This window comes from Flavobacterium bomense (genome assembly GCF_003970355.1).
Map to the genome: position 1 here is coordinate 44,899 of NZ_RYDJ01000002.1, position 25,580 is coordinate 70,478.

General features: G+C 33.6%; 22 protein-coding genes and 1 pseudogene. 11 read left to right on the plus strand and 12 right to left on the minus strand.

The window, feature by feature from the left end:
* Positions 1 to 27: 27 nt before the first annotated feature.
* From EKL98_RS03005 to EKL98_RS03020, 4 genes are all read left to right on the plus strand, one after another.
* Positions 28 to 1,461, plus strand: a complete 1,434-nt coding sequence (locus tag EKL98_RS03005; RefSeq protein WP_126553399.1) for a leucyl aminopeptidase family protein — start codon at positions 28 to 30, stop codon at positions 1,459 to 1,461.
* A 3-nt stretch (positions 1,462 to 1,464) separates the two neighbouring features.
* A complete protein-coding gene (locus tag EKL98_RS03010; RefSeq protein WP_126561524.1) occupies positions 1,465 to 2,679 on the plus strand; it encodes an ATP-grasp domain-containing protein in 1,215 nt (404 codons plus the stop codon).
* 146 nt (positions 2,680 to 2,825) lie between these two features.
* Positions 2,826 to 3,872 carry an alkaline phosphatase D family protein gene (locus EKL98_RS03015; protein WP_126561525.1) on the plus strand — a complete coding sequence of 349 codons (1,047 nt, stop codon included), beginning with the start codon at positions 2,826 to 2,828 and terminating at the stop codon, positions 3,870 to 3,872.
* A gap of 59 nt (positions 3,873 to 3,931) precedes the next feature.
* A complete protein-coding gene (locus EKL98_RS03020; protein WP_126561526.1) occupies positions 3,932 to 5,587 on the plus strand; it encodes a M1 family metallopeptidase in 1,656 nt (551 codons plus the stop codon).
* A gap of 44 nt (positions 5,588 to 5,631) precedes the next feature.
* Here the strand turns inward: EKL98_RS03020 and EKL98_RS03025 are convergent, their stop codons facing one another.
* Positions 5,632 to 6,468, minus strand: coding sequence for an AraC family transcriptional regulator (locus EKL98_RS03025; protein ID WP_126561527.1), 837 nt, complete (start codon positions 6,466 to 6,468; stop codon positions 5,632 to 5,634).
* A 155-nt stretch (positions 6,469 to 6,623) separates the two neighbouring features.
* Between EKL98_RS03025 and EKL98_RS03030 the strand changes: the two genes are divergently transcribed.
* Positions 6,624 to 7,619 (plus strand): phytanoyl-CoA dioxygenase family protein, encoded by a 996-nt coding sequence (locus tag EKL98_RS03030; RefSeq protein WP_126553393.1) that lies wholly within the window; start codon positions 6,624 to 6,626, stop codon positions 7,617 to 7,619.
* 91 nt (positions 7,620 to 7,710) lie between these two features.
* A pseudogene (locus EKL98_RS03035) lies at positions 7,711 to 7,890 on the plus strand (adenine phosphoribosyltransferase); the annotation flags it as partial.
* On the opposite strand, the gene EKL98_RS03040 reads toward EKL98_RS03035, so the two are convergent.
* The 4 genes from EKL98_RS03040 to EKL98_RS03055 form a co-directional block, all read right to left on the minus strand.
* Positions 7,887 to 8,027 carry an SsrA-binding protein gene (locus tag EKL98_RS03040; RefSeq protein ID WP_091170625.1) on the minus strand — a complete coding sequence of 47 codons (141 nt, stop codon included), beginning with the start codon at positions 8,025 to 8,027 and terminating at the stop codon, positions 7,887 to 7,889. The pseudogene EKL98_RS03035 and the gene EKL98_RS03040 overlap by 4 nt on opposite strands.
* Before the next feature lie 76 nt (positions 8,028 to 8,103).
* Positions 8,104 to 9,921 (minus strand): M56 family metallopeptidase, encoded by a 1,818-nt coding sequence (locus EKL98_RS03045; RefSeq protein ID WP_126561528.1) that lies wholly within the window; start codon positions 9,919 to 9,921, stop codon positions 8,104 to 8,106.
* Positions 9,922 to 9,944: 23 nt separating this feature from the next.
* A complete protein-coding gene (locus tag EKL98_RS03050) occupies positions 9,945 to 10,313 on the minus strand; it encodes a BlaI/MecI/CopY family transcriptional regulator (protein ID WP_126459340.1) in 369 nt (122 codons plus the stop codon).
* 283 nt (positions 10,314 to 10,596) lie between these two features.
* Positions 10,597 to 11,814, minus strand: coding sequence for an MDR family MFS transporter (locus EKL98_RS03055; protein WP_126553389.1), 1,218 nt, complete (start codon positions 11,812 to 11,814; stop codon positions 10,597 to 10,599).
* A 94-nt stretch (positions 11,815 to 11,908) separates the two neighbouring features.
* Between EKL98_RS03055 and EKL98_RS03060 the strand changes: the two genes are divergently transcribed.
* The 5 genes from EKL98_RS03060 (at position 11,909) to EKL98_RS03080 (ending at position 15,562) form a co-directional block, all read left to right on the plus strand.
* Positions 11,909 to 12,511, plus strand: a complete 603-nt coding sequence (locus EKL98_RS03060) for a DUF1684 domain-containing protein (RefSeq protein ID WP_126561529.1) — start codon at positions 11,909 to 11,911, stop codon at positions 12,509 to 12,511.
* Positions 12,511 to 13,176, plus strand: a complete 666-nt coding sequence (locus EKL98_RS03065) for a TatD family hydrolase (protein WP_126561530.1) — start codon at positions 12,511 to 12,513, stop codon at positions 13,174 to 13,176. Before EKL98_RS03060 ends, EKL98_RS03065 begins: the two co-directional genes overlap by 1 nt.
* 17 nt (positions 13,177 to 13,193) lie before the next feature.
* Positions 13,194 to 13,907 (plus strand): tRNA threonylcarbamoyladenosine dehydratase, encoded by a 714-nt coding sequence (locus tag EKL98_RS03070; RefSeq protein WP_126451503.1) that lies wholly within the window; start codon positions 13,194 to 13,196, stop codon positions 13,905 to 13,907.
* Between the two features lie 82 nt (positions 13,908 to 13,989).
* Complete coding sequence (locus tag EKL98_RS03075; protein ID WP_126561531.1) at positions 13,990 to 14,664, plus strand: HAD family hydrolase; 675 nt, start codon at positions 13,990 to 13,992, stop codon at positions 14,662 to 14,664.
* A 52-nt stretch (positions 14,665 to 14,716) separates the two neighbouring features.
* Positions 14,717 to 15,562, plus strand: a complete 846-nt coding sequence (locus EKL98_RS03080) for a DUF2911 domain-containing protein (RefSeq protein WP_126561532.1) — start codon at positions 14,717 to 14,719, stop codon at positions 15,560 to 15,562.
* 275 nt (positions 15,563 to 15,837) lie between these two features.
* On the opposite strand, the gene EKL98_RS03085 is transcribed toward EKL98_RS03080, so the two are convergent.
* From EKL98_RS03085 to EKL98_RS03115, 7 genes are all read right to left on the minus strand, one after another.
* Entirely contained in the window at positions 15,838 to 17,562 is a 1,725-nt protein-coding gene (locus tag EKL98_RS03085) for a sodium:solute symporter (RefSeq protein ID WP_126459360.1), read from the minus strand.
* Between the two features lie 122 nt (positions 17,563 to 17,684).
* Entirely contained in the window at positions 17,685 to 20,216 is a 2,532-nt protein-coding gene (locus EKL98_RS03090) for a PIG-L family deacetylase (protein WP_126561533.1), read from the minus strand.
* Positions 20,217 to 20,350: 134 nt separating this feature from the next.
* Complete coding sequence (locus tag EKL98_RS03095; protein WP_126459366.1) at positions 20,351 to 20,881, minus strand: hypothetical protein; 531 nt, start codon at positions 20,879 to 20,881, stop codon at positions 20,351 to 20,353.
* A gap of 176 nt (positions 20,882 to 21,057) precedes the next feature.
* The gene (locus tag EKL98_RS03100) at positions 21,058 to 21,549 is read right to left on the minus strand and encodes a hypothetical protein (RefSeq protein ID WP_126553381.1); all 492 of its coding nucleotides are present in this window, start codon (positions 21,547 to 21,549) and stop codon (positions 21,058 to 21,060) included.
* A 176-nt stretch (positions 21,550 to 21,725) separates the two neighbouring features.
* Complete coding sequence (locus EKL98_RS03105; RefSeq protein WP_126459372.1) at positions 21,726 to 22,043, minus strand: hypothetical protein; 318 nt, start codon at positions 22,041 to 22,043, stop codon at positions 21,726 to 21,728.
* A 247-nt stretch (positions 22,044 to 22,290) separates the two neighbouring features.
* Positions 22,291 to 24,111 carry a BamA/TamA family outer membrane protein gene (locus EKL98_RS03110; protein ID WP_126561534.1) on the minus strand — a complete coding sequence of 607 codons (1,821 nt, stop codon included), beginning with the start codon at positions 24,109 to 24,111 and terminating at the stop codon, positions 22,291 to 22,293.
* 63 nt (positions 24,112 to 24,174) lie between these two features.
* Positions 24,175 to 25,404 carry an AI-2E family transporter gene (locus EKL98_RS03115; RefSeq protein WP_126561535.1) on the minus strand — a complete coding sequence of 410 codons (1,230 nt, stop codon included), beginning with the start codon at positions 25,402 to 25,404 and terminating at the stop codon, positions 24,175 to 24,177.
* Positions 25,405 to 25,580: the final 176 nt, after the last annotated feature.

A 25,580-nucleotide genomic window follows, 5' to 3' on the forward strand; every position in this document is an offset into this window, starting at 1 on the left:
ATAACAACAGCCATAAAAAAAGAATAAATGAGAACAAGTACAATAACTAATTCAGATGATTTTTCAGGTACAATTTTAATTCCGGTTTTTGAAACCTATTCAAAAAGTATTGTTCCCATTACATTTAATGGATTGGAAATTGCTTCCAAAGTTTTTTTTGGTAAAAAGGACACACACTATTTGGCCGAAAAAAATGATAATACGTATGTTTTTATTGGCTTGGGAAAAACGATAGATTATAAATCGTTAAAAACTATTTTTCGCCGTATTTCATCGAAACAAAAAGAAAATTTAAGTTTGAGTGTAGCTTTAGTTATACCCGAACAATTTATTGAGGATCAGGTTGAAGCTATGATTTCAGGATTGTTTTTGGGAACGTATGATTTAGGTCATTTTAAATCGGAGAAAAGCGTACATCCTTTTTTAGAACCAGATTTTAGCTTGAGTTTATTATCTGAAAAAGAGCATTTGGCTACAGCCAAAAAAGGAATTAAAATTGCCAAAGCGCAACTAGCAACCTATGATTTAGTCGATTTGCCTCCGAATACAATTAATCCAAAATACTTGTCGAATTGGGCTAAAGAGACTGGGCAGAAATATGGGTTTGACGTAGAAGTTCTCGGTTATGAAGCTTCTAAAATTGCAGGTCTTGGCGCTTTTTTAGCCGTAGGAAAAGGAAGCGAGAATGAACCTCAATTTATCATTATGAAGTATACTCCTGTTGTTGAAGTAAAACACCTAAAACATGTTGGATTGGTGGGGAAAGGAATCACCTTTGATACTGGTGGATTAAATATAAAAACGGCAGGAATGGTCCACATGAAGTGTGATATGGCTGGTGGTGCGGCAGTATTTGGGGCGATGCAACTTATAGCCGATTTACAATTGCCAGTCAAAGTAACTGCTATTGTTCCTTGTGCCGAAAACTCGGTTGACAGCAAGTCCTTTTTACCTAGTGATGTAATTCACAGTTACAGTGGACATTCAATAGAAATAATTGATACTGATGCAGAAGGCAGACTCATTTTAGCCGATGGATTATCGTATTTGATTAAAAATTTCAAACCGGAATATATTGTGGATATCGCCACACTTACTGGAAGCAGCGTGGGTACTTTTGGGTATGAATGTGGTGCTTTGTTTACCAACAATGCAGAAATGGCTAAGAAATTGCAAGAAAACGGAGATGCAATAGGAGAGCGTTTGTGGCCTTTACCGCTTTGGGATGTTTATAAATCAGACATAGAAAGTGATATTGCCGATGTGAAAAATTATAGCGGAAAACCAGTTGCCGGAGCCATAAGTGCCGCCAAATTTTTAGAATATTTCACCCAAGAACACAACGCTTGGGCGCATCTTGATGTAGCTGGAGTGGCATTTGGTGAGGATGAATTTGCTAAAAGTAAGCATGCAACAGCGTATGGTGTTCATTTATTAACTAAATTCATAGAAAATTTATAACCTATGGAAAATGCTAAAACCTTTCTTTGTATTTCAAATTATTTCAAAGGTGCCGATTTTTTAATTAATTTAAAAAAATTAGGCAACATAGTCTATTTAGTGACAAGCGAAAAACTCAGAGACAAGCCATGGCCACACCAACATATTGATGAGATTTTTTATATGAAAGGCCAAGATGTCGATTGGAATTTAGAACATCTGTTATTAGGTGTTGGTAATTTTATGAAAACTACTAAAGTAGATGCCATTGTTGCGTTAGACGATTATGATGTAGAAAAAGCCACGTATCTAAGGGAAAACCTCCGTATTGATGGGATGGGACAAACTACGGGACGTTATTTTAGAGATAAATTAGCGATGCGAATGAGAGCCAAAAGTTGTGGAATTTCTATTCCTGCTTTTTGTTCTTTGTTTAATGACCATGACATCAATACTTTTGCAGATGCTATTCCTGCTCCATGGGTTTTGAAACCACGTTCAGAAGCTTCTGCAACAGGAATTATAAAAATAGAGGACAAAGAGCGTTTGTGGATCCATATTAATGAAATGGGGAATAACAGATTCAAATATCTATTGGAACAATTCAAACCTGGTGATGTGTATCATTGTGACAGTTTGATTTCGGATAGCAAAGTAATCTTCAGTTTGACTTCTAGATATTTAGCTACACCAATGGAAATATCTCAAGGTGGCGGCGTTTTCCGTTCGGCAAATAGTAAATACAAATCAGAGGATGATATTGCGATAAAAAAAATAAATGAACAAGTGATGAAAGGTTTTGGGTTGAAACATGGAGCCGCTCATACAGAGTTCATCAAAAGTAATGAAGATGGACAGATTTATTTCTTGGAAACTTCTTCACGAGTAGGAGGAGCGCATTTGGCCGAAATGGTTGCTGAAGCTTCGAATATTAATTTATGGAAAGAGTGGGCGGCAATTGAAGACGCTTTGGTCAAAGGAACGAAGTACAGTTTACCAAAAGTAAAAAAAGGATATGCCGGAATCGTTTTGACATTAACAAAATTCCAGCATCCTAATTTATCTTCGTTTTCAGATCCGGAAGTTTGCTTTAGAATACCCTTAGAATATCATGCAGGACTTATTGTCAAATCAGATAATCAAGAAAGAATTTTAGAATTGCTAGAGGAGTATGGCAAACGTTTAGCCAATGATTTTACTGCTGTAGTAGAACAAAGCAAAGTAACCCACCTGCATTAATTTTTGTGTTTTAATCTAATAAAAAAGCGACTATTTTAATTGGATAGTCGCTTTTTTATTAAACTTTACTTAAAGTTCAATTGAGCATATTAGTATACCTTAGCAACAAATTTTTTTAAATTAAATAGATTTTATAATACCTTCACATGAAAAAAATACTTTTTATTTTTAGCTTTTTTGCCCTTATTAGTTGTAAAATTCAGAATACACAACGGGTACTTGAAACTAATAAACCTACTCAAAACAATTACTTTACGATTGCTTTTGGTTCCTGCGACAATCAAAAGATTAAAAATGAACTTTGGCCAGCGATAGACAAAAATCATCCTTCCGTTTGGATTTGGGGAGGTGATAATGTGTACTCGGATACAGAAGATATGCAGTTTCTTAAAAATAATTATGAAATTCAAAAACAAGACGCGGATTACCTAACTTTTATTAAAGATAAAATAGTTTTAGGAACTTGGGATGATCACGATTATGGAGCAAATGACGCTGGGGAAGAATATTCCTTTAAAAGAAAAAGCCAACAGTTATTATTGGATTTTTTAGGCACTTCAAAGAACGCTTCTGAGCGAAAAAGAGACGGAGTTTATACTGCTAAAACTATTGAGGTAAATGGAAATAAAATAAAAGTCATTATATTGGATTCTCGCTTTTTTAGAACGGCACTGACTAAAGCCACCGATTTAAAAAAACGTTTTCAACCTAATACAGCAGGTGAAGGAACGATGTTAGGAAATGCACAATGGAAATGGTTGGAAAATGAACTTCAAACTTCTGAGGCACAATTTAATGTTATTGTCAGCAGCATTCAATTTTTATCAAATAAACACGGTTTTGAAGCTTGGGGAAATTTTCCCCATGAAATTGAAAAACTAGAGCAATTGATTGTTTCAACGAAAGCAAAAGGTACCTTTATAATTTCTGGTGACCGCCATATTGCTACTTTTTCTTCCAAAAAAGTTCGCGGATTGTCGTATCCTTTAGTCGATTTTACTTCGAGTGGACTAACCCATACCTATGCTTCTTTTTCTGGCGAAGAAAATCCTTATGTAAAAGGAGAAGTGATCAAAGATATTAATTTTGGGTTGCTGAAGTTTGATTTTGAAAACAATAAGGTGATCATGGAAATTCGTGGAAAAGAAAATACGCTGTTGCAAGAATATGTCCAAATCTATCCTGGAAAATAAATTCCAGGAAGTTTAATTATAGAGTTTTAAAGTTTATTTTTGTCTAAAGTAAATTCACCATGCAAAAACAATTCAGTCTTATTTTGATCTCTTTCCTTTTTTTTAATGGTGTAAATGCACAAGGACTTTTGGAAAAAAAAGAGGAAATATTTACCAGACAAGATACTTTGCGCGGCAGCATCACCAAAGAAAGAGCGTGGTGGGATGTAAAACAGTACCATCTTGATATTAAAGTAAATCCTGCGGACAGTACTATTTCAGGTTCCAATACAATAAAATATCAAGTTGTTCAGGAATACAATAGTATGCAAATTGATTTGCAAAATCCTATGGAAATTTATAAAGTCATTCAGGATGGAGTAGCTTTAAAATATAGAAGAGAAGGAAATGCATTTTTTATTGAATTGATTGCATCTCAAACAAAAGGAGCCATAAAAAAGTTGACTGTTTTTTACGGAGGCAAGCCTAAAGTTGCTGTAAATCCGCCATGGGATGGAGGAATTACTTGGAAAAAAGATGCTAATGGGAATTCTTTTATTGCTTCTTCTTGTCAGGGATTGGGTGCGAGTGTTTGGTGGCCAAACAAAGATCACATGTATGACGAAGTGGAAAATATGCTGATCAGTGTAAATGTTCCTGAAAATTTGACAAATGTATCTAACGGTCGTCTGATTAGTGTTAAGCAATTAAAGGACGGAACCAAAACCTATAATTGGTATGTCTCAAATCCTATCAATAATTATGGTGTAAACATAAATATAGGAGATTATGTTTCGTTTTCAGAAAAATATAAGGGAGAAAAAGGCGATTTAGACTGTACCTATTATGTTTTGAGAGACAATTTGGAGAAAGCCAAAAAACAATTTCAGGATGTTCCAAAGATGTTGAAAGCTTTTGAGCACTGGTTTGGACCATATCCTTTTTATGAAGACAGTTACAAGTTAGTTGAAGCTCCGTATTTAGGAATGGAACATCAAAGTTCAGTGACCTACGGAAATAAATTTCAAAATGGTTATTTAGGAAGGGATTTAAGCGGAACGGGTTGGGGATTAAAATTTGATTTTATCATTATCCATGAATCCGGACATGAATGGTTCGCCAATAATATTACGTACAAAGATATTGCTGATATGTGGATTCATGAGAGTTTTACAAACTATTCTGAAAGCCTTTTTGTAGAATATTATTATGGGAAAGAAGCTGGATTTGAATATATCCGAGGGACCAGAAAGGGAATAAACAATGATAAGCCGATTATAGGAAACTATGGTGTAAACAAAGAAGGATCTGGTGATATGTATCCAAAAGGAGGGAATATGCTACATACTTTACGCCAAATTGTAAATGATGATGAAAAATGGAGAAAAATATTAAGAGGTTTGAACAGTACTTTTTACCATCAAACGGTATCGACTAAACAAATTGAAGATTATTTAAGTCAGCAAGTTGGAATCGATTTAGCTACCTTTTTTAATCAGTATTTAAGAGATACCAGAATTCCTACAGTAGAATATTTTTTCAAGGATAATCAATTAGGATATCGCTGGACAAATTGTGTGTCAGGTTTTAACATGCCTGTTAAAGTAACACTGAATGGCAATGAAGAATTGCTACAACCAGAGACAGAATGGCAACGTGTTTCTGTAAATACTGAAAATTCAAAATTGGAAATAGATAAAAACTTTTATGTAGCCAGTTTTAATATTACGGAATAAATTACAAAAGGTATGTTTCTGAAATTTAGGAAACATACTTTTTTTTATCTTTTCTTAAACTGTATTGGATTTTCACCCACTACTTTTTTGAAAATTCTATTAAAATATGACAGACTTTCAAAACCACACTCAAAGCACGTTTCTGTTACATTTTTATCAGTTTTTAAAAGTATTTTAGCTTGTTCTATTCGATACTGATTTAAAAATTCAGTAAAAGTCAATCGTGTCATTTTTTTAAAATAACGACAAAAAGCGGCTTTGGATAAATGAGTCAAACGAGAGATTTCTTCAATAGAAACAGCCCTTTGATAGTTTTCTTCTATAAATTTATGTACTACTTTTAATCGCACTTGTTCTTTGTTATTGTACAGATTTTCAAATGGTTTATCATGTAGCAGTGTTCTTTCATTTGCTGTTGCTAAAATCTGAAATATGGATAGCACTTCTATAAATTGTTCAAAATGTGATAAAAGATGAATTTTTTGAAGCCTTTTGCCAACTTCATCTTTTAGAGCCCCATGAAAACAAACCACCTTTTTAGAGTTCTCAAATAATTGATTAATGCTGGCTAGTTCAGGAGTGGTGATAAAGTCATTTTTGAAAAAATCTTCTTTTATCTGTAAAACTACTTTTTCATATTCGGTTTTAATTCCATAATCAAAATTCAAATGCGGAATATTAGAACCTATAAAAACCAAATCACTTCCTTCAAAACCCCCAATATGGTCACCTACGCGTCGTGTTCCATTTGGTGCTACAATGAAAGTCAATTCAAATTCAGGATGAAAATGCCAATAATAAAAATTATTCAATTTTGGATTGACCAATATTCTAAAGGAACTACCGGCTAATCTTTTTATATCCTCAAAAACTATTTTCATACCTCGTTACTGCTATAATTGTTCAATATAATACATATACTTGTCTAAAGTTACTAAAATAAATCAATATTGTACAAATAGCAGTACATTTTGTGAAAGTAATTAAGGTTCACTTTTTCTAATTTTGGAATAGTAATAACACGAAATAGATAACTATGGAAAAGAATAAGCAATCAATGGTTCCCACAATGGTTCCCACAATGGCACATAACAATGCCCACAAAGATATTCCGGGAAATCCATCGACAGCAAAATCCAGCACAACAAAATTAAATGATCGCTCTAATGGTAAACCTCTGCGTTTGCTTACTGAAGCCGATTGGAAGTTTTGGATTGAAAACGGGTATATTGTAATAAAAAATGCTGTTCCGAAAGAAAACGCTAAAAAAATGGCCGATTTCCTGTGGGAATTTGAAGAGAAAAATCAAAATGACCCAGAAACTTGGTATGCGCCACCAAGAGCCGAAATGCAAATGAAAGAACTTACCAATAGCGGTATGGTTGAAGTGTACAATCATCAATACCAATGGGATAATCGACAAATGAAAAAAGTATACGATGCATTTGTAGATATTTGGGGAACGGAAAAATTATGGGTAACCATTGACCGAGCAAATCTAAATTTACCAGTCCGTCCGGATTTTGATTTCAAAGGATTTATACATTGGGATTATGATCCTGAAACAAAACCTCAAAACGTACAAGGAGTTCTCGCTTTGGCAGACCAAATGGATGAAAATATGGGAGGATTTCAATGTATTCCTGATTTATATCGAAATTATGATACTTGGAAACTGACACAACCGGAAGATAGAAATCGATTTCAACCGGATACCTCTGAATTTGAAGGCAAATTTGTAAAAGTAAAAATGGAAGCAGGAGATTTATTGATTTTTAACAGTTCACAACCGCATGGCATTCGCCCCAATATTACAAAAGATAAAGTGAGAATGGCACAATATATTTCTATGATGCCAGCGGAAGAAGAAAATGAAGAACTACGTCAATGGAGAGTGAATTCCTGGAAAGACAGAATTGCACCTGAAGGATATGCCTTTCCTGGAGATCCCCGTAAATGGGAACAAACCAAATATAAAACGGCAGCGCTTAGTGAATTGGGAAAAAAATTATTGGGAGCAGAGAAGTGGTAACAATAAAGTAGACTATGTTTTTATCGTAATTTAAAAAGTCTCTTGCTATAAATAATTTTATTATTGGCTGACATAATTTCCAATTTCAGAAGACCGAATTCTGATTCACGATGATGTTTTGGCCACCGAAGGAACGGCAAAAGTAGTTTGTGAATTGGTCAAAAGATTGGATAGAGAAATTGTACAATGCAATTTCCTAATGGAATTAGCTTTCTTGAATGGAAGGGCAAAAATCAAAGGAAATGAAATTTTTGCCGCAATTACGTATTAATCCAGCGCACGTGTGGTTACGTAATATCTAAAACCAATAATCGCCATTTGCCATTTTTTGGCTTTAGCCAAATCCAATCGCTGTTTGGTGAAACTAGGTAAAATAACTTTGTTAATTTGGGCTAGGATTTTATACATATCATTTTGTTTAATGTAAAGATATAAAAAAAGACGGTCTTAATTTAGATCGTCTTTCTGGGTTTTTATGAGGATTTTATTTTTTTTGAAATTCTTTTGTTTCAATTTCAATAATTCCATTTAATGCTTTTTCTCCATATTTTTTTAACGCATTCTGTTTTGTGCTTTCGGGTCCATTTGATGGTTTTTGTGCACCTACTGAAAAAATATCCTCTGGCTTTAATTTATCCAAAGCTTGATAATCACTAATTTTTCCATTAATAACTATAACTGCTTCTTTATAGTTTACATTCTTATCATTTTGAATTCTCTTAATATTGTCTTCTGGCGCAAATGTTCCAAAATTGATCTCCCAACCTTTATTATCCTTTTTAACAGGGTCGCCTTTTGCAGCTTTAGATTTAAAAGTTGGTGCAGCAGGTGGTGTTGGTGGCTCAGGTATCATCTCTTTACCATCTAAATAACTTTTAGTAATAATACGGATTGAATTCTTAGCTGAAGTACCATCTTTTTGAATATTTACTGAGCTAATATAATTTGGATTCATGCTTTCAGCCTCTAGTGGGCTTACTTTTTTTCCGTCAATAAAATATTCTGCATCGTCAGGAATACCATTTTTTTCTGTCGTTATCTTTGTAACCGTATACGTGGTTTTTGGTTTTTGAAGAATTTTTAAACTATTGGGATTCACATTTTCTAATCTTAAATCCGTTACTTGTGTATTAGAATTAAAAATATTTGTACTTTTTGCTGTTTTACCTTTTGTTACAATTCTAATTATAGATTTGTTATTCTCCTTAACAACATCCATCGTAGTTATGTCATTAGGATTCGTTCTATCTAATTCTTCTTTACTTACTTTTTTTCCATCGATAAAAATCTCTGTATTTTTATCAATACTGTCATTTTTAGAACTACTGACTATAAGTACTTTAGCTTTTTTAATACTGTCTTTTTCTTGCTGAATTTCTAAAGCAGCAGTAACTGGATGTTTTGATTCTACTTTGATGGTTTCTTCTTTTACTTTCTCCTGAGCAATTACATCAATTTGAAATAAAAATACAAATGCTACTAAAACTGGAAGAACAAGCGTGTACTTCCAAGAATTCGATTTTTTTGATTGATTTTTGTTTAACATAACGATTCGTTTTTTGATTAATGATTGATAAAAATGATTTGTAATGGCAACACAATTCTCGTGTGTTGTTATTTTTAAAAGCGTCAACTGATACGCTTTTTTGTCGGATATTTTTTTCGTGGCTTCGCTGTCAGCAATGAATTCCAAGTTTTGGATAATTGCTTTTTTATAAAACCAAATGAATGGATTAAACCAAAACACAATACAAAACAATCTTGAAATCAAAACATCAATAGTATGATTTTGCTCGCTATGAACTTTTTCGTGTTCTAAAATGTTTTCTAGTTCAGAGCTGCTGTACAAGGACGAATTGTAAACGATAGTATTAAAAAAAGAGAAAGGAGCGAGGTTGTCTTTTAAGTCTATAAATTTAAAATTCGCTTGACGTTTTATGGTTTTTCCTTTTACTATTTTTTGTAAACTGTAAAATTCAAAACCAAATTTAGTGAAAAGGCATAATGTGCCAATGCAGTACAGCACTGCTAATGCCAGAAAAATATATTCTTGCGTGTGGTCTTCATCAATAATTGTACTTATGGGCAATGATGACCAATCATAATTTACAGGAGTAGGTTCTACCCATATTGTTTTAGTAAAAACAACTAACGGCAAAAGAATGGAAGTGAATAATCCCAATAACAAAAACCAACGATTGCTTGTGAAAAAGGTTTCTTTTCGCAACATAAAATGATACGTCAAATAAAACAAGGCAATTAATCCGCTGGATTTGATGAGATAAATATAAAATACTTCCATAATTAATATTGTTACTCTAAAGTTTATATTTCCTCTTTATGACTTTCAATCATAGCCAAAATTTCCCGTAATTCAGCTGCAGATATTTTCTCTTCTTTGGCAAAATGCGATACCATATTTTTATATGAGCTGTTGAAATAATTATCAATAGCAGTATTCATGAATCGTTTTCTATAATCTTCTAAACTTATAATAGGAAAGTATTGGTGTGTGTTTCCAAAGGCATTGTGCGACACAAATCCTTTTTCTTCCAGATTGCGCACAATGGTTGAAAGTGTGTTATAATGGGGTTGATCTTCTGTGATTTCTGCAAGGACTTCTTTTACGAATGCTTTTTTGAGCTTCCATAAAATGTGCATGATTTCCTCTTCTTTGTTGGTTAACTTTTGCATAATTTTTTATTTAAACCAAAACTACAACTATTTTTTTAGTTATCAAACTATAAATGTAGTTTTTTAACTATTTTTTTAGTTTTAACGTGTTTTTGCAGTTTTTTGGAAATTAATTCTCCTTTTAATCAAAAATGTTATCATCACAAGGAGACTGCGTGAGGGGTAGAAGCTAGCTACCGAAGTAGCGCGTATAACCCGACGCTATAAAGAAAAGGGGCTAATAACGATTTTGTTGATAAGCCCCTTTTTTTTATAGGGTCACGCCCAAAGAATGATAATGAAATTAATTGTGTTCTTTTTGAACGAGTTTTTGCAGCCAGATACAACCTACCACAGCTAAAATACCTAAACTTCCCATGACAAACCAGTTAGCTTGGTAGCCAAAAGCGGCTATGATTTCTAGTCCTGTCTTAGAACTCGCAATGTGTGCTAAGCTGAAACTCATAGTAAACAAAGCCATGTAGCGGCCTTCATGCCCTTTTGGAGCTCGGCTTAGCGCAAATGAATTGGAGAAAGGGAAGATGAACATTTCACCAAAAGTGATAAAAAGAATACTAACAATTAGTATTCCAGCCCACATATTGATGAGTAAAACATAAAAACTCAATGACATTAGCAATGCGCCCCAAAGAATAATTTTGAGTATACTGATGCCTTTTCTTTGAGTGAAACTTACAATTGGCATTTCCAGAAAGAAAATTAACAGTCCGTTTAAAGACAATAAAAGTCCACTTTGAAACTCGGTTAATCCAAATTTTTCATTATGATATAAGGGTAAAGTGGTGAAAAGTTGAAAGAAAAGCATGGCTGTTATGAAACAAACAAAAAGGAAGATCCAGAATATTCTGTCTTTGAAAACAGAGGCTGGTATCTCAGTTTCGATATTGGCGGAGGCTAAATCGATAGGTTTTTTGCGTTCTTTTACCAGTAGGGTGAAAATTAAAATAGATACAATACACGAACTTCCATCCACCCAGAATAATCCGCTGTAACCTAAATTCATAATGATTAAACCACCTAAAGCGGGTCCAGCTGTGAAGCCTAAATTTACCGCTAACCGAACTAAAGTCAGTGCTCTGGTACGATTTTCAGGTTTAGCATAAGTCGCCAAGGAGACAAACATGGCGGGACGAAACATATCAGCAACGGTCATTATGACAAACATTCCAATGCACAATCCCCAGAAGGTCCGAATGTATTGTACAAAAAACAAAAGGATTCCGCTGGTGAATAAACTGAAAACCATGATTTTATAAAAGCCTATTTTATCGGATAATTTGCCACCAAGCCAAGATCCCAGCATAGAACCAAAACCAAAAGCAACCATAATCCATCCCACTTGTGCGTAGGATAAATTCAAATCTTCTTTTAAATACTTAGATAAAAAAGGCAAAACCATCGTACCGGCGCGATTTATAAAAGTGACGAGCGTTAGAATCCAAATTTCTCTGGTAAAGCCTTTGAAATTATTAATGTAGCGTTGAAAAGCAGTTTGAAACATGTATTTGTTATATTTTGCAAAGGTAGAAAACTTTGTACCGATGCGTCTTTGTGTCCTAGTAACTTTTAAACTATTTTTGCATAAAAACAAGAACATGAGAACGCTATTTACTTTATTTCTTTTGGTTCAATTGAATTTAGGCTTTGGCCAATATAAATTTGACGTTTCGGCTGTAGCCAAATTTCAAAAGGAATTAAATTCAGAATATGCCGATGCAAAGATAAGTCCGTTGACTCCGAAAGATTTAGCGGAATTCAAAACACTTGATTTTTATCCTGCAAACGAAACTTTTTATGTGGTCGCTAAGTTAGTAAGAACTAAAAAAGAGAAGCCTTTTGAAATGAAAACATCTACGGACAGGAAACCATTGTATGTAAAATATGGGGAGCTTTCTTTTACAATTGACGGTCGGGATTTGAAACTGAATGTGTACAAGAATATGGAGCTCTCAAAAAAAGAGGAATATAACGACTATTTATTTTTACCGTTTTCAGATCTGACTTCAGGAAACGAAAGTTACATTGGCGGGAAATACATTGATTTGAAAATCCCAAAAGGAGATGCTATTGTGATTGACTTTAACACGTCATACAATCCATATTGTGCTTATAATTCTATATATTCCTGTCCAAAAGTTCCTTTGGAAAATGATTTGGATATCGAAATAAAAGCGGGAGTTAAAAAATTTCACGACTAATGGATTTCTTTAATCTACATACACATAAATATACGAATCAGCCGAATGTGTCGGAATTAGTGAATCAATATCCACAGGAATTTGATGCCACAATTCCGAATTATTCCATCGGGATTCATCCGTGGTTTATTATTGAAGAGCGAATAGAAGCTGACTTGGCAATTATCGAAAGTAAATTACAAGAAGCAAATTGTCTCGCCGTAGGTGAATGTGGACTGGACAAACGCATCGAAGTTTCAATGGAATTGCAACAGTTGGTTTTCGAAAAGCAATTGCTTTTGGCGCAGCACTATCAAAAACCAGTGGTAATACACTGTGTCGCTGCTTTTCAGGAAGTGATTGCAATTACGAAAAAATTGAATATTTCAGTTCCAATGCTGATTCATGGGTTTTCCAAAAATGCCCAAGTCGCTAAACAATTAGTGAACAATGGATTTTATATTTCGTTTGGGAAATATTTATTGCTAAATCAGGACCTAGAAGCTGTTTTTAAAAGCGTTCCTAATAATCGATTTTTTTTGGAAACAGATACGGTGGATGAAGGAATTGAAGCAGTTTATGAATTGGCAGCAAAATACAGAGGAATTTCGCTGGAAGAAATACAGGAACTTGTGAATAGTAATTATAATGAAGTTTTTGATTTCAGAATTTTTCAAAAACATTAAACTTTAAACAAAAAACAATGGCAGAATGGACAGAGAGAGCCGAACTTTTATTCAAAAAAGAAGGTTTAGATAATTTAAAAAAGGCAAATATATTGGTTGTAGGATTGGGTGGTGTTGGTTCTTTTGCGGCCGAATTTTTGGTAAGAGCAGGAGTGGGAACGATGACTATTGTTGATGGTGACGTAGTTGATATTACCAATATAAACCGACAATTGCCTGCTTTACATTCAACTGTAGGACAACCAAAAATTACTGTTGTCGGGGATCGATTGATGGACATTAATCCAGAATTAAAATTGACGCGTGTACAGGAATTTCTTTCGCCAGAGCGTGCTTTCGAAATTGTATCGGAGGAATTTGATTATGTTTTGGATTGCATTGACAGTGTGACTCCAAAGCTGAATTTGATTATTGGAGCCAAACGAAAAAGAGTAAAAATCATCAGTAGTATGGGCGCAGGTGGGAAAATGGAAGCTTCAAAAGTGAAAGTGACTGATATTACCAATACCGTGAATTGTTATTTTGCCAAAACCATTCGAAGACGATTGAAAGAATTTAAAATTGATAAACTGAAAGTGGTTTTTTCGTCGGAAATTCAAGATGAAACGAGTTTAAAAATGACGGATGGATCTAATTTCAAAAAATCATTTTATGGAACCAATAGTTACATGCCTGGATTATTTGGTTTGTATGCTGCAGAAACCGTGATTCGTTATTTACTTAAGAAATAATGGTTAGAATTCAGTTTTTTAATGTTCCGTTCTAAAAAGTTAAGAAGTCTTAAAATCTATAAAGTCTAATAATTTAACAAAAATGATACAAACCGTAATTTTTGACATGGATGGTGTAATTGTCGATACTGAACCAGTACACCGTTATGCTTATTTCAAACAATTTGAGGAATTGAATATTCCTGTTACGGAGGAAATGTACACCTCATTTACAGGAAATTCTACTCGGAATATATTTCAGAAATTGAAAGAGATTTTTGAAATTGAACATGAAGTAGAAGATTTGATTCAAAGAAAACGAACTATTTTTAATGATGCGTTTGATAGTAAAGCAGATCTAGAATTACTACAAGGCGTCGAACATCTTATTAAAGAATTACACCAAAACGGAATACAATTGATTTTGGCTTCTTCGGCATCCAAAGTGACTATTGAACGCGTGTTTAGCCGGTTTAAGTTGCATGCCTATTTTACACATGTGGTAAGTGGTGAAGATTTCCCTAAATCAAAACCACATCCTGCTATTTTTGAATATGCGGCAAGTTTATCAGTTGCACCAAAAGCAAATTGTATCGTTATTGAGGACAGTACAAATGGAATAAAAGCGGCTAAATCTGCTGGGATTTTTTGTGTGGGCTACAACAGTATTCATTCTGAAGCACAAGATTTATCGGAAGCAGATGTAATGATTAATCATTTTAACGAATTGGATTTTGAGACAGTTAGGAATATTCAATCTAAATTAAGGAATAATTAACAGTACAAAGCCATTGAATTTGTAAATTTGGAAAACATTTAAAAATTATAATATGAAAAAAATAATCATTGCACTGGCTTTATTTATGGCCGGTTTCAGCGCTGAGGCTCAGTTAAAAACACCTCAATCAAGTCCGAAAATGACGCTTATGCAAACAGTTGGTTTGACTGATGTAGAAGTTAACTATTCAAGACCAAGTGCCAGAGGAAGATCCGTTTTTGGAAATTTAATTCCTTTTGGAAAAGTATGGAGAACTGGAGCTAATGAAAATACAACTGTTTCCTTTAGCGATGATGTGATTATTGATGGTAAAACATTGAAAAAAGGAAAATATTCATTGTATACTATTCCGAAAATAGAAAGCTGGGAGATACTATTTTATAAAACTACTGATAACTGGGGTAATCCAGAAGAGTGGAAAGAAGAAAATGTAGCGCTTAGAGCTACTGTTAAGCCTGAAACAGTGAATAAAAGTGTGGAAACATTTACTATTGGAATTAGTGGTTTAGACAATAATTTTGCTTTTTTAGAAATCTATTGGGAGAACTCCTATGCTGCTTTAAAATTTGAAGTGCCAACACAACAAAAAACAACGGCTAACATCGAAAAAGCATTAGCTGGACCAGCTAGTGCAGATTATTTTTCTGCTGCTCAATTTTTATTCCAATCGAATGGCGACAATGCAAAAGCATTGGTTTATGTAAACAAAGCGTTAGATATGTCTAAAGATAAACCGTTTTGGTACAACAGATTGAAGTCATTAATTCAAGCTAAACTTGAGGACAAAAAAGGAGCAATCGAAACGGCTAAGGCATCACTTGCAGCGGCTGAAATTGCTAAAAACCAAGATTACGTGAAAATGAATAAAGACAGTATTACAGAGTGGAGTAAAAACTAATTACTCTAACGTTTTTATATAAGAAGATCTCGTCTCCATTTAGAGATGGGATTTTTTTTTTGAAATTTTGGACTGTGTAATTTATTGGACTGAATAATTTATTAGATGTTTGCGTATATAGTATCCATGGGATTATTATTACTTCGCCAGTTCGCTCTTGCTCGTTTCTGCGGAAGAAGAGATTTTTATATAAGAACTTCTGAAGTAAAAAAAATAACCGCAGATTCACAGATTTTTATATTGATAATCCGTGAATCTGCGGTTATTTTCTTTATTTAGGCTGTTATCTCTCTCTGTTTTCTAAAAATGGTCCATTGCAACAATAATGAAATTACAATTGTAAGCATTGCACCAATGAAATTCAGCCACAAATAACCCAGTTTTTCTTCTCCGCTCGGGAAAATATAAATGGCGTAATAGTAGATGATAAAAATAGTAATCTGACTTACTACAGCGCTATAAAAAATGGCTTTAGATTGTACTTTATGGATGTAAAAACCAACTAAGAAAATTCCAAGGACTGTTCCATAAAATATGGATCCAATGATGTTTACCAGTTGAATTAAATTTTCAAAAAGCGTTCCAATACAAGCAAATAGTATGGCTATAACTCCCCACAATAAGGTAAAGAATTTTGTAGCATACAGGTAGTGCCGTTCTGATTTTTCTTCTTTTAGATTGCGTTTGTAAATATCAATTGCGGTGGTAGAGGCCAGTGCATTCAATCCCGAAGCGGTAGAGGACATAGCAGCCGAAATAATTACGGCCAGTAACAAACCAATAAGCCCTTTGGGTAAATAGTTGAGAATAAAGTGAAAAAACACATAATCTTTATCATTGGTCTCGCTATTACTATCAGCTTTCAGAATTATTTCTTTGGCACGATCTCTTAAATCTTTTTCTTTATTGGATAAAGTCACTAATTCTTTCCTAAGCGTTGGATTGTCATAATCCTGATTGAGCTGGTCGATGTATAAAAGATTAATTACTTTTTTGTCTTCGGATAAATCGTCTAATTTTTTCTCCAAAGCATTGTATTCGCTTTTGTAAGCTGATTTTTCAATCATGGCTTTATTATTTGGATTAAAATTTAACGGAACAGGATTGAATTGGAAAAAGACAAAAACCATAACTCCGGTCAGTAAAATAAAGAACTGCATAGGTACTTTTAAAAGTCCGTTCATGATTAGTCCCATCTGGCTTTCTCGAACGGATCGTCCGGATAAATAACGTCCTACCTGCGATTGATCGGTACCAAAATAAGCTAATGCCAAGAAAAAACCTCCTGTTATTCCGCTCCAAAAGGTATATTTTTCCTCTGGATCTAAAGAGAAATTAACAATATCCATTTTATCATTTGCCCCAGCAATATGCAACGCACTGGAGAAAGTCATATCATTAGGTAAATAATGCAAGATCAGAAAAAAAGTGATTAGCATTCCGGACATAATCACAAACATTTGCTGTTTTTGAGTTACATTCACTGCTTTGGTTCCACCCGAAAAAGTATAAATGATAACTAATACACCAATAATAATATTCATATAGGTAAGATTCCAACCCAATAAAGCGGACAAAATAATTGCCGGAGCGTATATGGTCAATCCGGTTCCTAAACCTCTTTGGAACAAGAAAAGGATGGCAGCTAGGGAACGGGTCTTCAAATCAAATCTTTTTTCAAGGTATTCATAAGCTGTATACACTTTGTATTTGTGGTATAAAGGGATAAAGGTGACACAGATTACCACCATAGCAATTGGCAGTCCAAAATAGAATTGCACAAAACCCATACCGTCATGATAGGCTTGCCCCGGAGTAGAAAGAAACGTAATTGCACTGGCTTGTGTGGCCATAACAGAAAGTCCTACAACATGCCAAGGTGTTTCATTACTCCCTAAAATAAAGTCTTCTACATTTTTACTGCCCTTGGTTTTCCAAGCCCCATAAATTACAATAAACAATAAAGTTACTATCAGTATAATCCAATCAAATAATTGCATAATTTAAGCGTATAATTTCATGATGAGACAAAAGATCAGGATGTATATTGCATTGGCTACAAGTACCCAAGTATAATTTTTCTTCCAGGTTTTTATTTTTTTTGTTTCCATTTTAAAGTGGGTTAGTTCTTGATTTTTTGAACAGGAATTTTTTCAGATGATTGTAGCGAAATGATATTAGAAATTAATTTATAGGCACCAGTAACGCCTTCAGGTAATTCTCTAAAAAAACTTAAACCGGTATAAATATAGTGTCCTTTTCCGTAAGGAGCAATAAGTAATGCACCATTTTTAGGGCTTTCCCCTTTGTCATTTGAAGATAGGATAGGAGTAAAGGCTTTGTCGTACTCATTGGGGTAATACAAACCTTGTTCTTGTTTCCAGCCTTCAAAGTCTGTAGCTGTAATTTGGTTTGGAAAATTCAAAACAGGATGGTGTGGCGCTAAGAATCGGACTTCGGCATCTTCTTCGGTCACTCGGTCTCGGGAGAGTTTCAAGGGATAAGGTGCAATAGTATTGGTAACAAGATCTCCTGCAGTATTGTACTGAACGATCATTGTTTTTCCGGATTTTACAAAATCAAAAAGTATATTTTGTTTGTTTGCCAGTGCAGGCAAGATATTATAGGCACGAACACCTGTGATGACTACGTCGTACAGTTCTAATTTTTCAGGAGTAATTTCTTCAGGTTTAAGTAGTGTTACGGCATATCCTAATTGCGTCAGGCTACTGGGAACTTCATCTCCGGCACCCATAATGTATGCGATTTTTTCACCATTCGTTTTTAAATCTGTTTTGATGCATTTGGCTTCAGCCAATGTTAAAACTTGCTGTTTTGTGATGTGGTCATACTTAATGATAATTTGTTCTTTGTCAAATTGTTTATTGTCAATTATCGCCACGCTTTTGGCTACAGCTTCTTCGGATTTATTTGGTGCAGTTACCTCAAAATAAACAATTTGTTCCGTTCCCTTTTTTTCAATGTTAAAAGGAATCGATTTAGGAAAAACACCCCAGTTTTCAGGTAATTCAAGTTGTAAAATTCCTTTTACGGAGTCTTTTCCAGTTTTGATTTTTACGGCTACAGCTTTCTTTTTTGTGTCTTTAAAAAGCAATACTTTGTCTATAATTGAAGTAGTAACTTCGGGAACAATGTCCAGATAATTATATACTTCCCCTTTTACATCATCGTTGTATTTATACACTACGGTTCGTTCAAATGGAATTTCAATCTCATTGATTTTAATATTAAAAATCACTTTAACTTCCCGAATAATATCTGGAATCCCTATGTTTTGTTGTTGCTTTACTGCGTACATCCCAACTGTTCCTTTTTCTTTTAACCAATATGGTTGTGTGTAGTTAATTGATTCGGGTAATTTTAAATCTAAATTAATGGTGTTTAGTATGTTGTTTTTTAAATCCCGATTTTGAGGTGTAATATTTTGATTAGGTATAGCGGTCACACTCATTAATTGTATGGGTACGGAGCTTCTATTAATGGCTTCGAGTTTCAATTTAATAGTGCTTCCGGGAGTCGCTTCCTGATTTTGGGCAACGGCTTCAAGATACAAACCAGAACAGGCCGATATAATTTCTTTTATGGCTTCTGATTTCAGTGGCGACCACTGATTTTCGTCCAAAGCCTTCATCATAGCATAGGCTTTCGCCAAATCTGGAATGCTTGCCGAAGGATTATTATGGTCGAATTCAGCGGCAATAGTTGTCAATAATTCTCCGATTGATTTTCCCTCTTTTATTCGGTTCCAAGAAGTATCGATTCCTTCAAAAAGTGATTTCTTATCTTTTAAAGCATCTCCATTTATAAACTCTAAATATTCTGTTTCCTCCCCACGGGCTCCAGTGCTACCAAACCCTTGGGATTGATGGCGGCTCCGACTTAATGCGGCTATTTCCTGATTTGATTTTCCTAATCCAGCGTAATAAACTCCTGTTTGCAGCGCAATTAAATTCGTTTTATGGGCAGCATTAAATTTTTCGATACTTCCATAAAACCACCAAGACGTATTAAAAAACTGTCGTTTGGTTTGCCAAGGTGTTACAAATTGCAATTGCTCGGGAAAAATTGATGGGTTATTCGCTAAGTCAAAACTTTCTACGCTTAACATTGCTGATGCCGTGTGGTGTCCGTGAGTGGTTCCGGGCGAACGATGATCAAATCGGTTAATAATCACATCGGGTTGAAATTTCCTGATGGCCCAAATAACGTCAGCTAGTACTTGTTTTTTATCCCAAATTTCTAATGTTTCTGTTGGATTTTTAGAAAAACCAAAATCATTGGCACGGGAAAAAAACTGTTCTCCTCCATCAATTTTTCGGGCTTCAATAAGTTCTTGGGTTCTTATTACTCCTAATAATTCCCGCAATTGCGTGCCGATTAAGTTTTGTCCACCATCCCCGCGTGTCAAAGACAAATAGCCGGTTCTGGCCTTTTGTTCATTGGATAAATAAGAGATCAACTGGGTGTTTTCATCATCAGGATGTGCGGCTATATAAAGTACGGAACCTAGAAAATTAAGCTTTTGAATTTGATTATAAATTTCAACAGAATTTGGTTTTTGAGGTTCTTGTGCAATTGTTATTTGGCAACATAAGAGAAATATTAGAATAGCTGATGCGTGTTTTTTTTGCATTTTTTAAAATTTAATTGCAGTAACTTCAAATGTAGGAATTAAATAATTTCTTCTGAAATATTTTTGGTTTTCTTTAATAATTAAAAAGAGAGAGAACCAATTTTGGTTCTCTCTCTTTTTAAATTAAGGTGTGACTAATCTCGATCATGTCCTTTTCCCTTTCCATGTCCATGACCATTGCCGTTATTTCGGTTGTCATGTTTTTTATATTCTCTTCGGTCATCATTATCATATCTTCTATGATTATCATTCCCCCTTTGGTTTACATAAACGCGACGATTATTGTTGTGCCCAATATTTCTTTGTTCTCTTCCATGATAACCTCTATGATATTTTACTTTGTGATTCTTAAAATTACTATAAGGTCTTGAACCGTGATAATCGTTTAATACTACTTTATATCCATCATATAAATCATAGTTTCTATATTGATTTGGTAAATATCTGGAACGTATCCATCTTCCTCCACCAAAATAAATGAACTGTGTGGCTCTTACATCATAATAAGCTTCAACATCCGGTAAATAATAATATTCAGCTTCTGCGTATCCTATAGGTCCCCATGATGGAGCAGTACCTATGTTTAAATTTACTGAGACTTGTGCATGTATTGTGCTTGATGCAAAGAGTATAATTCCTACGATGATTAATTTTAATGTTCTCATTTTTTCAAATATTTAATTTGTAATAATTTTTTATAATAACTTGTTATTGCTATACTTTTGTGAATTTCCAACAACTGTGCCAAAACAAAAAAATTAACATTTAATTAAGGATTAATGTTCTAAAAAAAAGAGCCTCATTGCTGAGACTCTTTTTATAAATTATTATGAAATCAGTATTAATGTTTTCCATTTCCATTATTTCCTTTTCCACCTTTATTGCCATGTCCTTTATTTCCATGTCCGTTATTCCCATTACTTTTGTACACTTTATTGTTATTACTGCGGTTAGAACCTATTGATTTTTGTGGTTTACCTTTGTATCCTTTGTAGTATTTTACTTTGTGTGTTTTAAAGTTACTGTATGGTCTTGAACCATGGTAATCGTTCAATACTACTTTATAACCATTGTATAGATTATAATTTCTGTATTGATTAGGTAGATTTCTTGAACGAATCCAATTTCCTCCACCAAAATAAATGAATTGTGTGGCTCGTATATCATAATAAGCTTGAACATCCGGTAAATAATAATAATCTACAGCTGAATAACCAACTGGCCCCCATGCTGGTGGACTACCTATATTTACATTTACTGAAACCTGTGCTTGCATCGTATTTGCGGATGCAAATAGTATAATTCCTGCAATGATTAATTTTAATGTTTTCATTTTTCGAAATTTTAATTAGTAATTATTAGATAGTAATTTTAGTTACTATTTTATCTCGTTTTGAAGTAAAACCAACAATTATGCCAATATCAAATAATTAACATTTACTTTGTTATTTTACTTCATAAAAAAAGGAAACGATTATTCGTTTCCTTTTTCTACAGGTATAAATTTATTTACAATAAAAGTATCAATAAAAGGATAACGATTATAATTGCACCTACAGATAAGTATATACCATTTCCTGTAGATTTTAATTCTGCTTTGATAGCACGTACTTCTTTACGTAATTCTTTTTTTTCAACTGAAGTCAAAGACGATTTATCCATCGCTTTTATTTCATCAAGTCTATTAAGCAAAACTTTTACTTCTGCAGGCACTTCTTTAGGAGTATTTAAAATTACAGTTGGATTTTTTTCAGCGGCTAACATTTGTGTTGGAAGAACACTAATTGATAATACCATCATCATCAAATAAAAGGTGAATTTTTTCATTTTGTTTGGTTTTTAGTTAAAATTTTAACACAATAAAAGTAAACAATAAAACATAATTTTTTCTTATAAAATTAAGGTATTAAATTATATAATTCACACCCTTCATTGTGTACTGTATCGTAATTTTCTAAAAAAAGTGTCCTGTAGATAGTGTGTTCAATATAATCCCATACAAATTGAACTGTTTTCGAAGGATATTAGTATTATGCGAATATTTTTTTGGAATAATTTATATTTATAAAGCGTATTATTTGTAAAGCACGGTACGGGGTTTTGTCAGTTCGAAATCTTGAAAACCAAAATCAGTTGTTTCAATTGCATTTGTTTTGAAAATATTTTCGCCATTTCCAGGAATGGACGGATAGTAGGACAGCGAAATTTGAAAAGCACTAAATACCAGAAAATCATTGTTTATAATACATCCAATTCCAATTTTTGAATAGGCTTTACTTTGAGTCAATCCCTTATTAGGATTTCCTAGTACGGCAATGGAATAATTACAATAGGGATTGATTCTAAATCCCCAAAGATCCCATGGCGCATAGGCTTGGGTTTGTATGGTTAAGAGTGCTTTTTGGGTTCCATATTGAGCACTATTAAAGCCCCGAAGTCCATAATTTTCATTGATATTTAGCTGATCGCCAATAATATTGACACGGTTTGTACCAATAATTACCTGGGGCTTGATGAACTGTCTCCATTTCCATTTTCCCAGACTCATCAAGTTTGTGAAATAATTTGCCTGAAAAGAAAAAGCGGTTTGCTGCGTAATTGATTTTTCAAAAAAGGTACCTATCTCTACATTAGCACTTAAAAAGCCCCATTTATAATAATTTCCAAAAGCCGCTCGGGCAGCAAGATACAAACGCCCCAAATTGTTTTTATATTGATAGCCAGAAGTGATGCTGTAAATTTTGCCAATGGGAACATCTTCTATAATTCCATTTTTGAAAATATAGTTGTCTTGCACGAATTTACGTGAACTAATACCAATCCCGAAAAGAGCAAGTTTTTCACTAGAGTAGAAATCAGTGGCATCATAGAGGATAGTTGGGCTTTCCAGATATTTTATATTTAAAAAACGTCCTGCCAGAATCAGATTTGTGGTGCGCTGGTTTTCTGTTCTTCCTTTAAAAATAGAAAAGGCACGTCCAAGCCATAAATCCTGCGAATTGTATTTGAAATTTTGATAGGTAAATACGGAATTGACATCAGCAAGGGTGTCTTTTCTAAATTGCTGGTCTATGTATATTCCCCCTGCCCATTTTGTAAAAGCAGAGTAAAAGGGACGGTCTACATTGAGGCTTTTGCTGTAGTAATTGTCTAAATCTATCCGGTAATTCAGAGTTGTCTGAATGAAGGTATTCTGGATGTTAGGAACGCTATAGGACAATCCATACGCGCTTTTTCCGTCGCTGAATCTGTTTTTGAATTCATTTTTGAATTCATGGCCAGTGCCTAGAAAATTACGATCATTGAGTTCAAAATTAGTTCTTGAACTGGAAATGGATCCCTTGGGAATAATACTCCATGTATCTAAAACCCGAAAGGTGACATCTACTGAATCCGGGCTGTTCTGAATTAATTGTGGGGTTACGTCAACGCGACTGATGTATCTTTGAGCTCTAATCAATCGTTCTGATTCTTTTACTAATAAAGAATCGAAAGGTGTGTTTTTTGTTATTAACAGTACATTCTTAATAGCGAGTTTTTTTGTTTTGATATGAATTCGGTTTCCAGTTCGTTCGGCCCAGTTTTTAGGGGCTCTGGCGGTATCAATATCAGAATACCCAAAAGGGTCTAAAGTGATAATAGTAATATTTCTGATCGTTTTTCCTTCAAAAGTTTCGTATTTTTTGGGAATTACTTTTTTCTTTGTTTTTTTTATAGTTACGGGCCTGAAAACTAATTTATGAACAAGTGTTGTAAACTTATTTTTTTTAGAATAGGATTGAATTTTTTTGTAAACGCCAGCGGAATCTTTTTCCTTCTGGTTTACTTGTGAAAAAGAAATCTGGTGGCAACAGACGATCAAAAAGAATAAAATCAGCTTTTGCTTTTTAGTCATTATACAAAATTAATTTAAAAATTGAGAAAGAAAAAACCAGCAAAACATTGATAAACAATTGGTTTAAATAGACTCACTTGTTTTATTAAGGTCAGTTTCTGCTTTATTCTCTGTATTGTTTTCCGTTGTTGTCTCAGTAAAAACAGGAACTATAAGATCCGTTTTAATTATGGTTTTTTTAGAGGATGCATCTGAATCGAATAGCGGTAATTTGATACTATGCCAAGTATAGGTTTTGGGCAAATGATCTCCCATTAAATACCCCCAAGGTTCTAATGACTCAATTCGGTCAAAAATTACCTTAAGAACCGCAATTATGGGTAATGCTAAAAACATTCCGGCGATTCCTGCAATGGCTCCTCCAATAATGATTCCTATAATGGATATAAAAGCATTTATTTCTACTTTTGAACTTACTATTATTGGGACAAGGATATTATTATCTATTAATTGAACAAAGATGGTAACCACAATTATACCAATAATTATGGATAAATCCGGAGAACCAGTCAATGAGGCAATAATGCTTAAAATTCCGGCAAAAAGGATTCCTATATAGGGAATTAGATTTAGAATTCCAGTTACAACACCCAGCAAAACAGCATATTTCACGCCAATAATAATAAATCCTACAGTAGTCATTACCGATACTAAAATGGTCTCGATAATTAAACCTACAATATAACTGTTTATAGCAACTCTAATATTTGTTAAAATATTTTTTAATTGTTCATGATTCTCTTTTTTGAATAGTTTAGACAAAAACAATAAAAAATGAGTCCTGTATAAAAGAATCAAAAAAGTATAAATAGGGATTAAGGTCAAATTTAGTAGCGTATCAGTAAATGACATTAGCGTGGTACCAATGATTTCTTTCCCTTTTTCCATAGAATCTTCAGTAGCTGTATCCAGATATTGTTTTTGTTCCCAAGAACTTAAATTGAAATGTTCACTGAGAAACCGTTGAATATTACTAATATGAATAGTTATGTTTCTTTCAATTTTATCAAAATCATCTGCAAAATCACTGATTTGAAAGGATAGAAATACAAAAAGGCCTAAAAAAAGCAATACAAAAAGCAGTACCGCCTGCATAACGGCTAACACATGGGGAAAGTAGAGTTTAGATTTTAAAAACTGAACGATGGGATACAACAATATCGCAAATAAAAAGGACATCATTATGGGAACTAATATATCCTGACCAATATAAAATATAAAAATAATAGCAATTAAGCTCAATAAAACGAGCGTAAGTTTTGCGTAAAATGGAAATTTTAAAAGGTCATTCATATCTTTTTATTTTTTTTTAAAGACAAAAACAATTCAATAGTAAATTATTTATTTCTAATTGACAAATATCCAGTATTTAAAAAAGTAAAACATTATATATTTTTCAGCAATAGTTATATAATTTCCACTTCAATAGGATATTTTGCAAGATGATGATTGACCATACGTTCAGCAAA

Excerpts from the sequence above, each read along its gene's own strand:
- EKL98_RS03005 (WP_126553399.1), top strand. The coding sequence starts at position 28 with ATGAGAACAAGTACAATAACTAATTCAGATGATTTTTCAGGTACAATT.
- EKL98_RS03010 (WP_126561524.1), top strand. The coding sequence starts at position 1,465 with ATGGAAAATGCTAAAACCTTTCTTTGTATTTCAAATTATTTCAAAGGT.
- EKL98_RS03015 (WP_126561525.1), top strand. The coding sequence starts at position 2,826 with ATGAAAAAAATACTTTTTATTTTTAGCTTTTTTGCCCTTATTAGTTGT.
- EKL98_RS03020 (WP_126561526.1), top strand. The coding sequence starts at position 3,932 with ATGCAAAAACAATTCAGTCTTATTTTGATCTCTTTCCTTTTTTTTAAT.
- EKL98_RS03025 (WP_126561527.1), bottom strand. The coding sequence starts at position 6,468 with ATGAAAATAGTTTTTGAGGATATAAAAAGATTAGCCGGTAGTTCCTTT.
- EKL98_RS03030 (WP_126553393.1), top strand. The coding sequence starts at position 6,624 with ATGGAAAAGAATAAGCAATCAATGGTTCCCACAATGGTTCCCACAATG.
- EKL98_RS03040 (WP_091170625.1), bottom strand. The coding sequence starts at position 8,027 with ATGTATAAAATCCTAGCCCAAATTAACAAAGTTATTTTACCTAGTTTC.
- EKL98_RS03045 (WP_126561528.1), bottom strand. The coding sequence starts at position 9,921 with ATGGAAGTATTTTATATTTATCTCATCAAATCCAGCGGATTAATTGCC.
- EKL98_RS03050 (WP_126459340.1), bottom strand. The coding sequence starts at position 10,313 with ATGCAAAAGTTAACCAACAAAGAAGAGGAAATCATGCACATTTTATGG.
- EKL98_RS03055 (WP_126553389.1), bottom strand. The coding sequence starts at position 11,814 with ATGTTTCAAACTGCTTTTCAACGCTACATTAATAATTTCAAAGGCTTT.
- EKL98_RS03060 (WP_126561529.1), top strand. The coding sequence starts at position 11,909 with ATGAGAACGCTATTTACTTTATTTCTTTTGGTTCAATTGAATTTAGGC.
- EKL98_RS03065 (WP_126561530.1), top strand. The coding sequence starts at position 12,511 with ATGGATTTCTTTAATCTACATACACATAAATATACGAATCAGCCGAAT.
- EKL98_RS03070 (WP_126451503.1), top strand. The coding sequence starts at position 13,194 with ATGGCAGAATGGACAGAGAGAGCCGAACTTTTATTCAAAAAAGAAGGT.
- EKL98_RS03075 (WP_126561531.1), top strand. The coding sequence starts at position 13,990 with ATGATACAAACCGTAATTTTTGACATGGATGGTGTAATTGTCGATACT.
- EKL98_RS03080 (WP_126561532.1), top strand. The coding sequence starts at position 14,717 with ATGAAAAAAATAATCATTGCACTGGCTTTATTTATGGCCGGTTTCAGC.
- EKL98_RS03085 (WP_126459360.1), bottom strand. The coding sequence starts at position 17,562 with ATGCAATTATTTGATTGGATTATACTGATAGTAACTTTATTGTTTATT.
- EKL98_RS03090 (WP_126561533.1), bottom strand. The coding sequence starts at position 20,216 with ATGCAAAAAAAACACGCATCAGCTATTCTAATATTTCTCTTATGTTGC.
- EKL98_RS03095 (WP_126459366.1), bottom strand. The coding sequence starts at position 20,881 with ATGAGAACATTAAAATTAATCATCGTAGGAATTATACTCTTTGCATCA.
- EKL98_RS03100 (WP_126553381.1), bottom strand. The coding sequence starts at position 21,549 with ATGAAAACATTAAAATTAATCATTGCAGGAATTATACTATTTGCATCC.
- EKL98_RS03105 (WP_126459372.1), bottom strand. The coding sequence starts at position 22,043 with ATGAAAAAATTCACCTTTTATTTGATGATGATGGTATTATCAATTAGT.
- EKL98_RS03110 (WP_126561534.1), bottom strand. The coding sequence starts at position 24,111 with ATGACTAAAAAGCAAAAGCTGATTTTATTCTTTTTGATCGTCTGTTGC.
- EKL98_RS03115 (WP_126561535.1), bottom strand. The coding sequence starts at position 25,404 with ATGAATGACCTTTTAAAATTTCCATTTTACGCAAAACTTACGCTCGTT.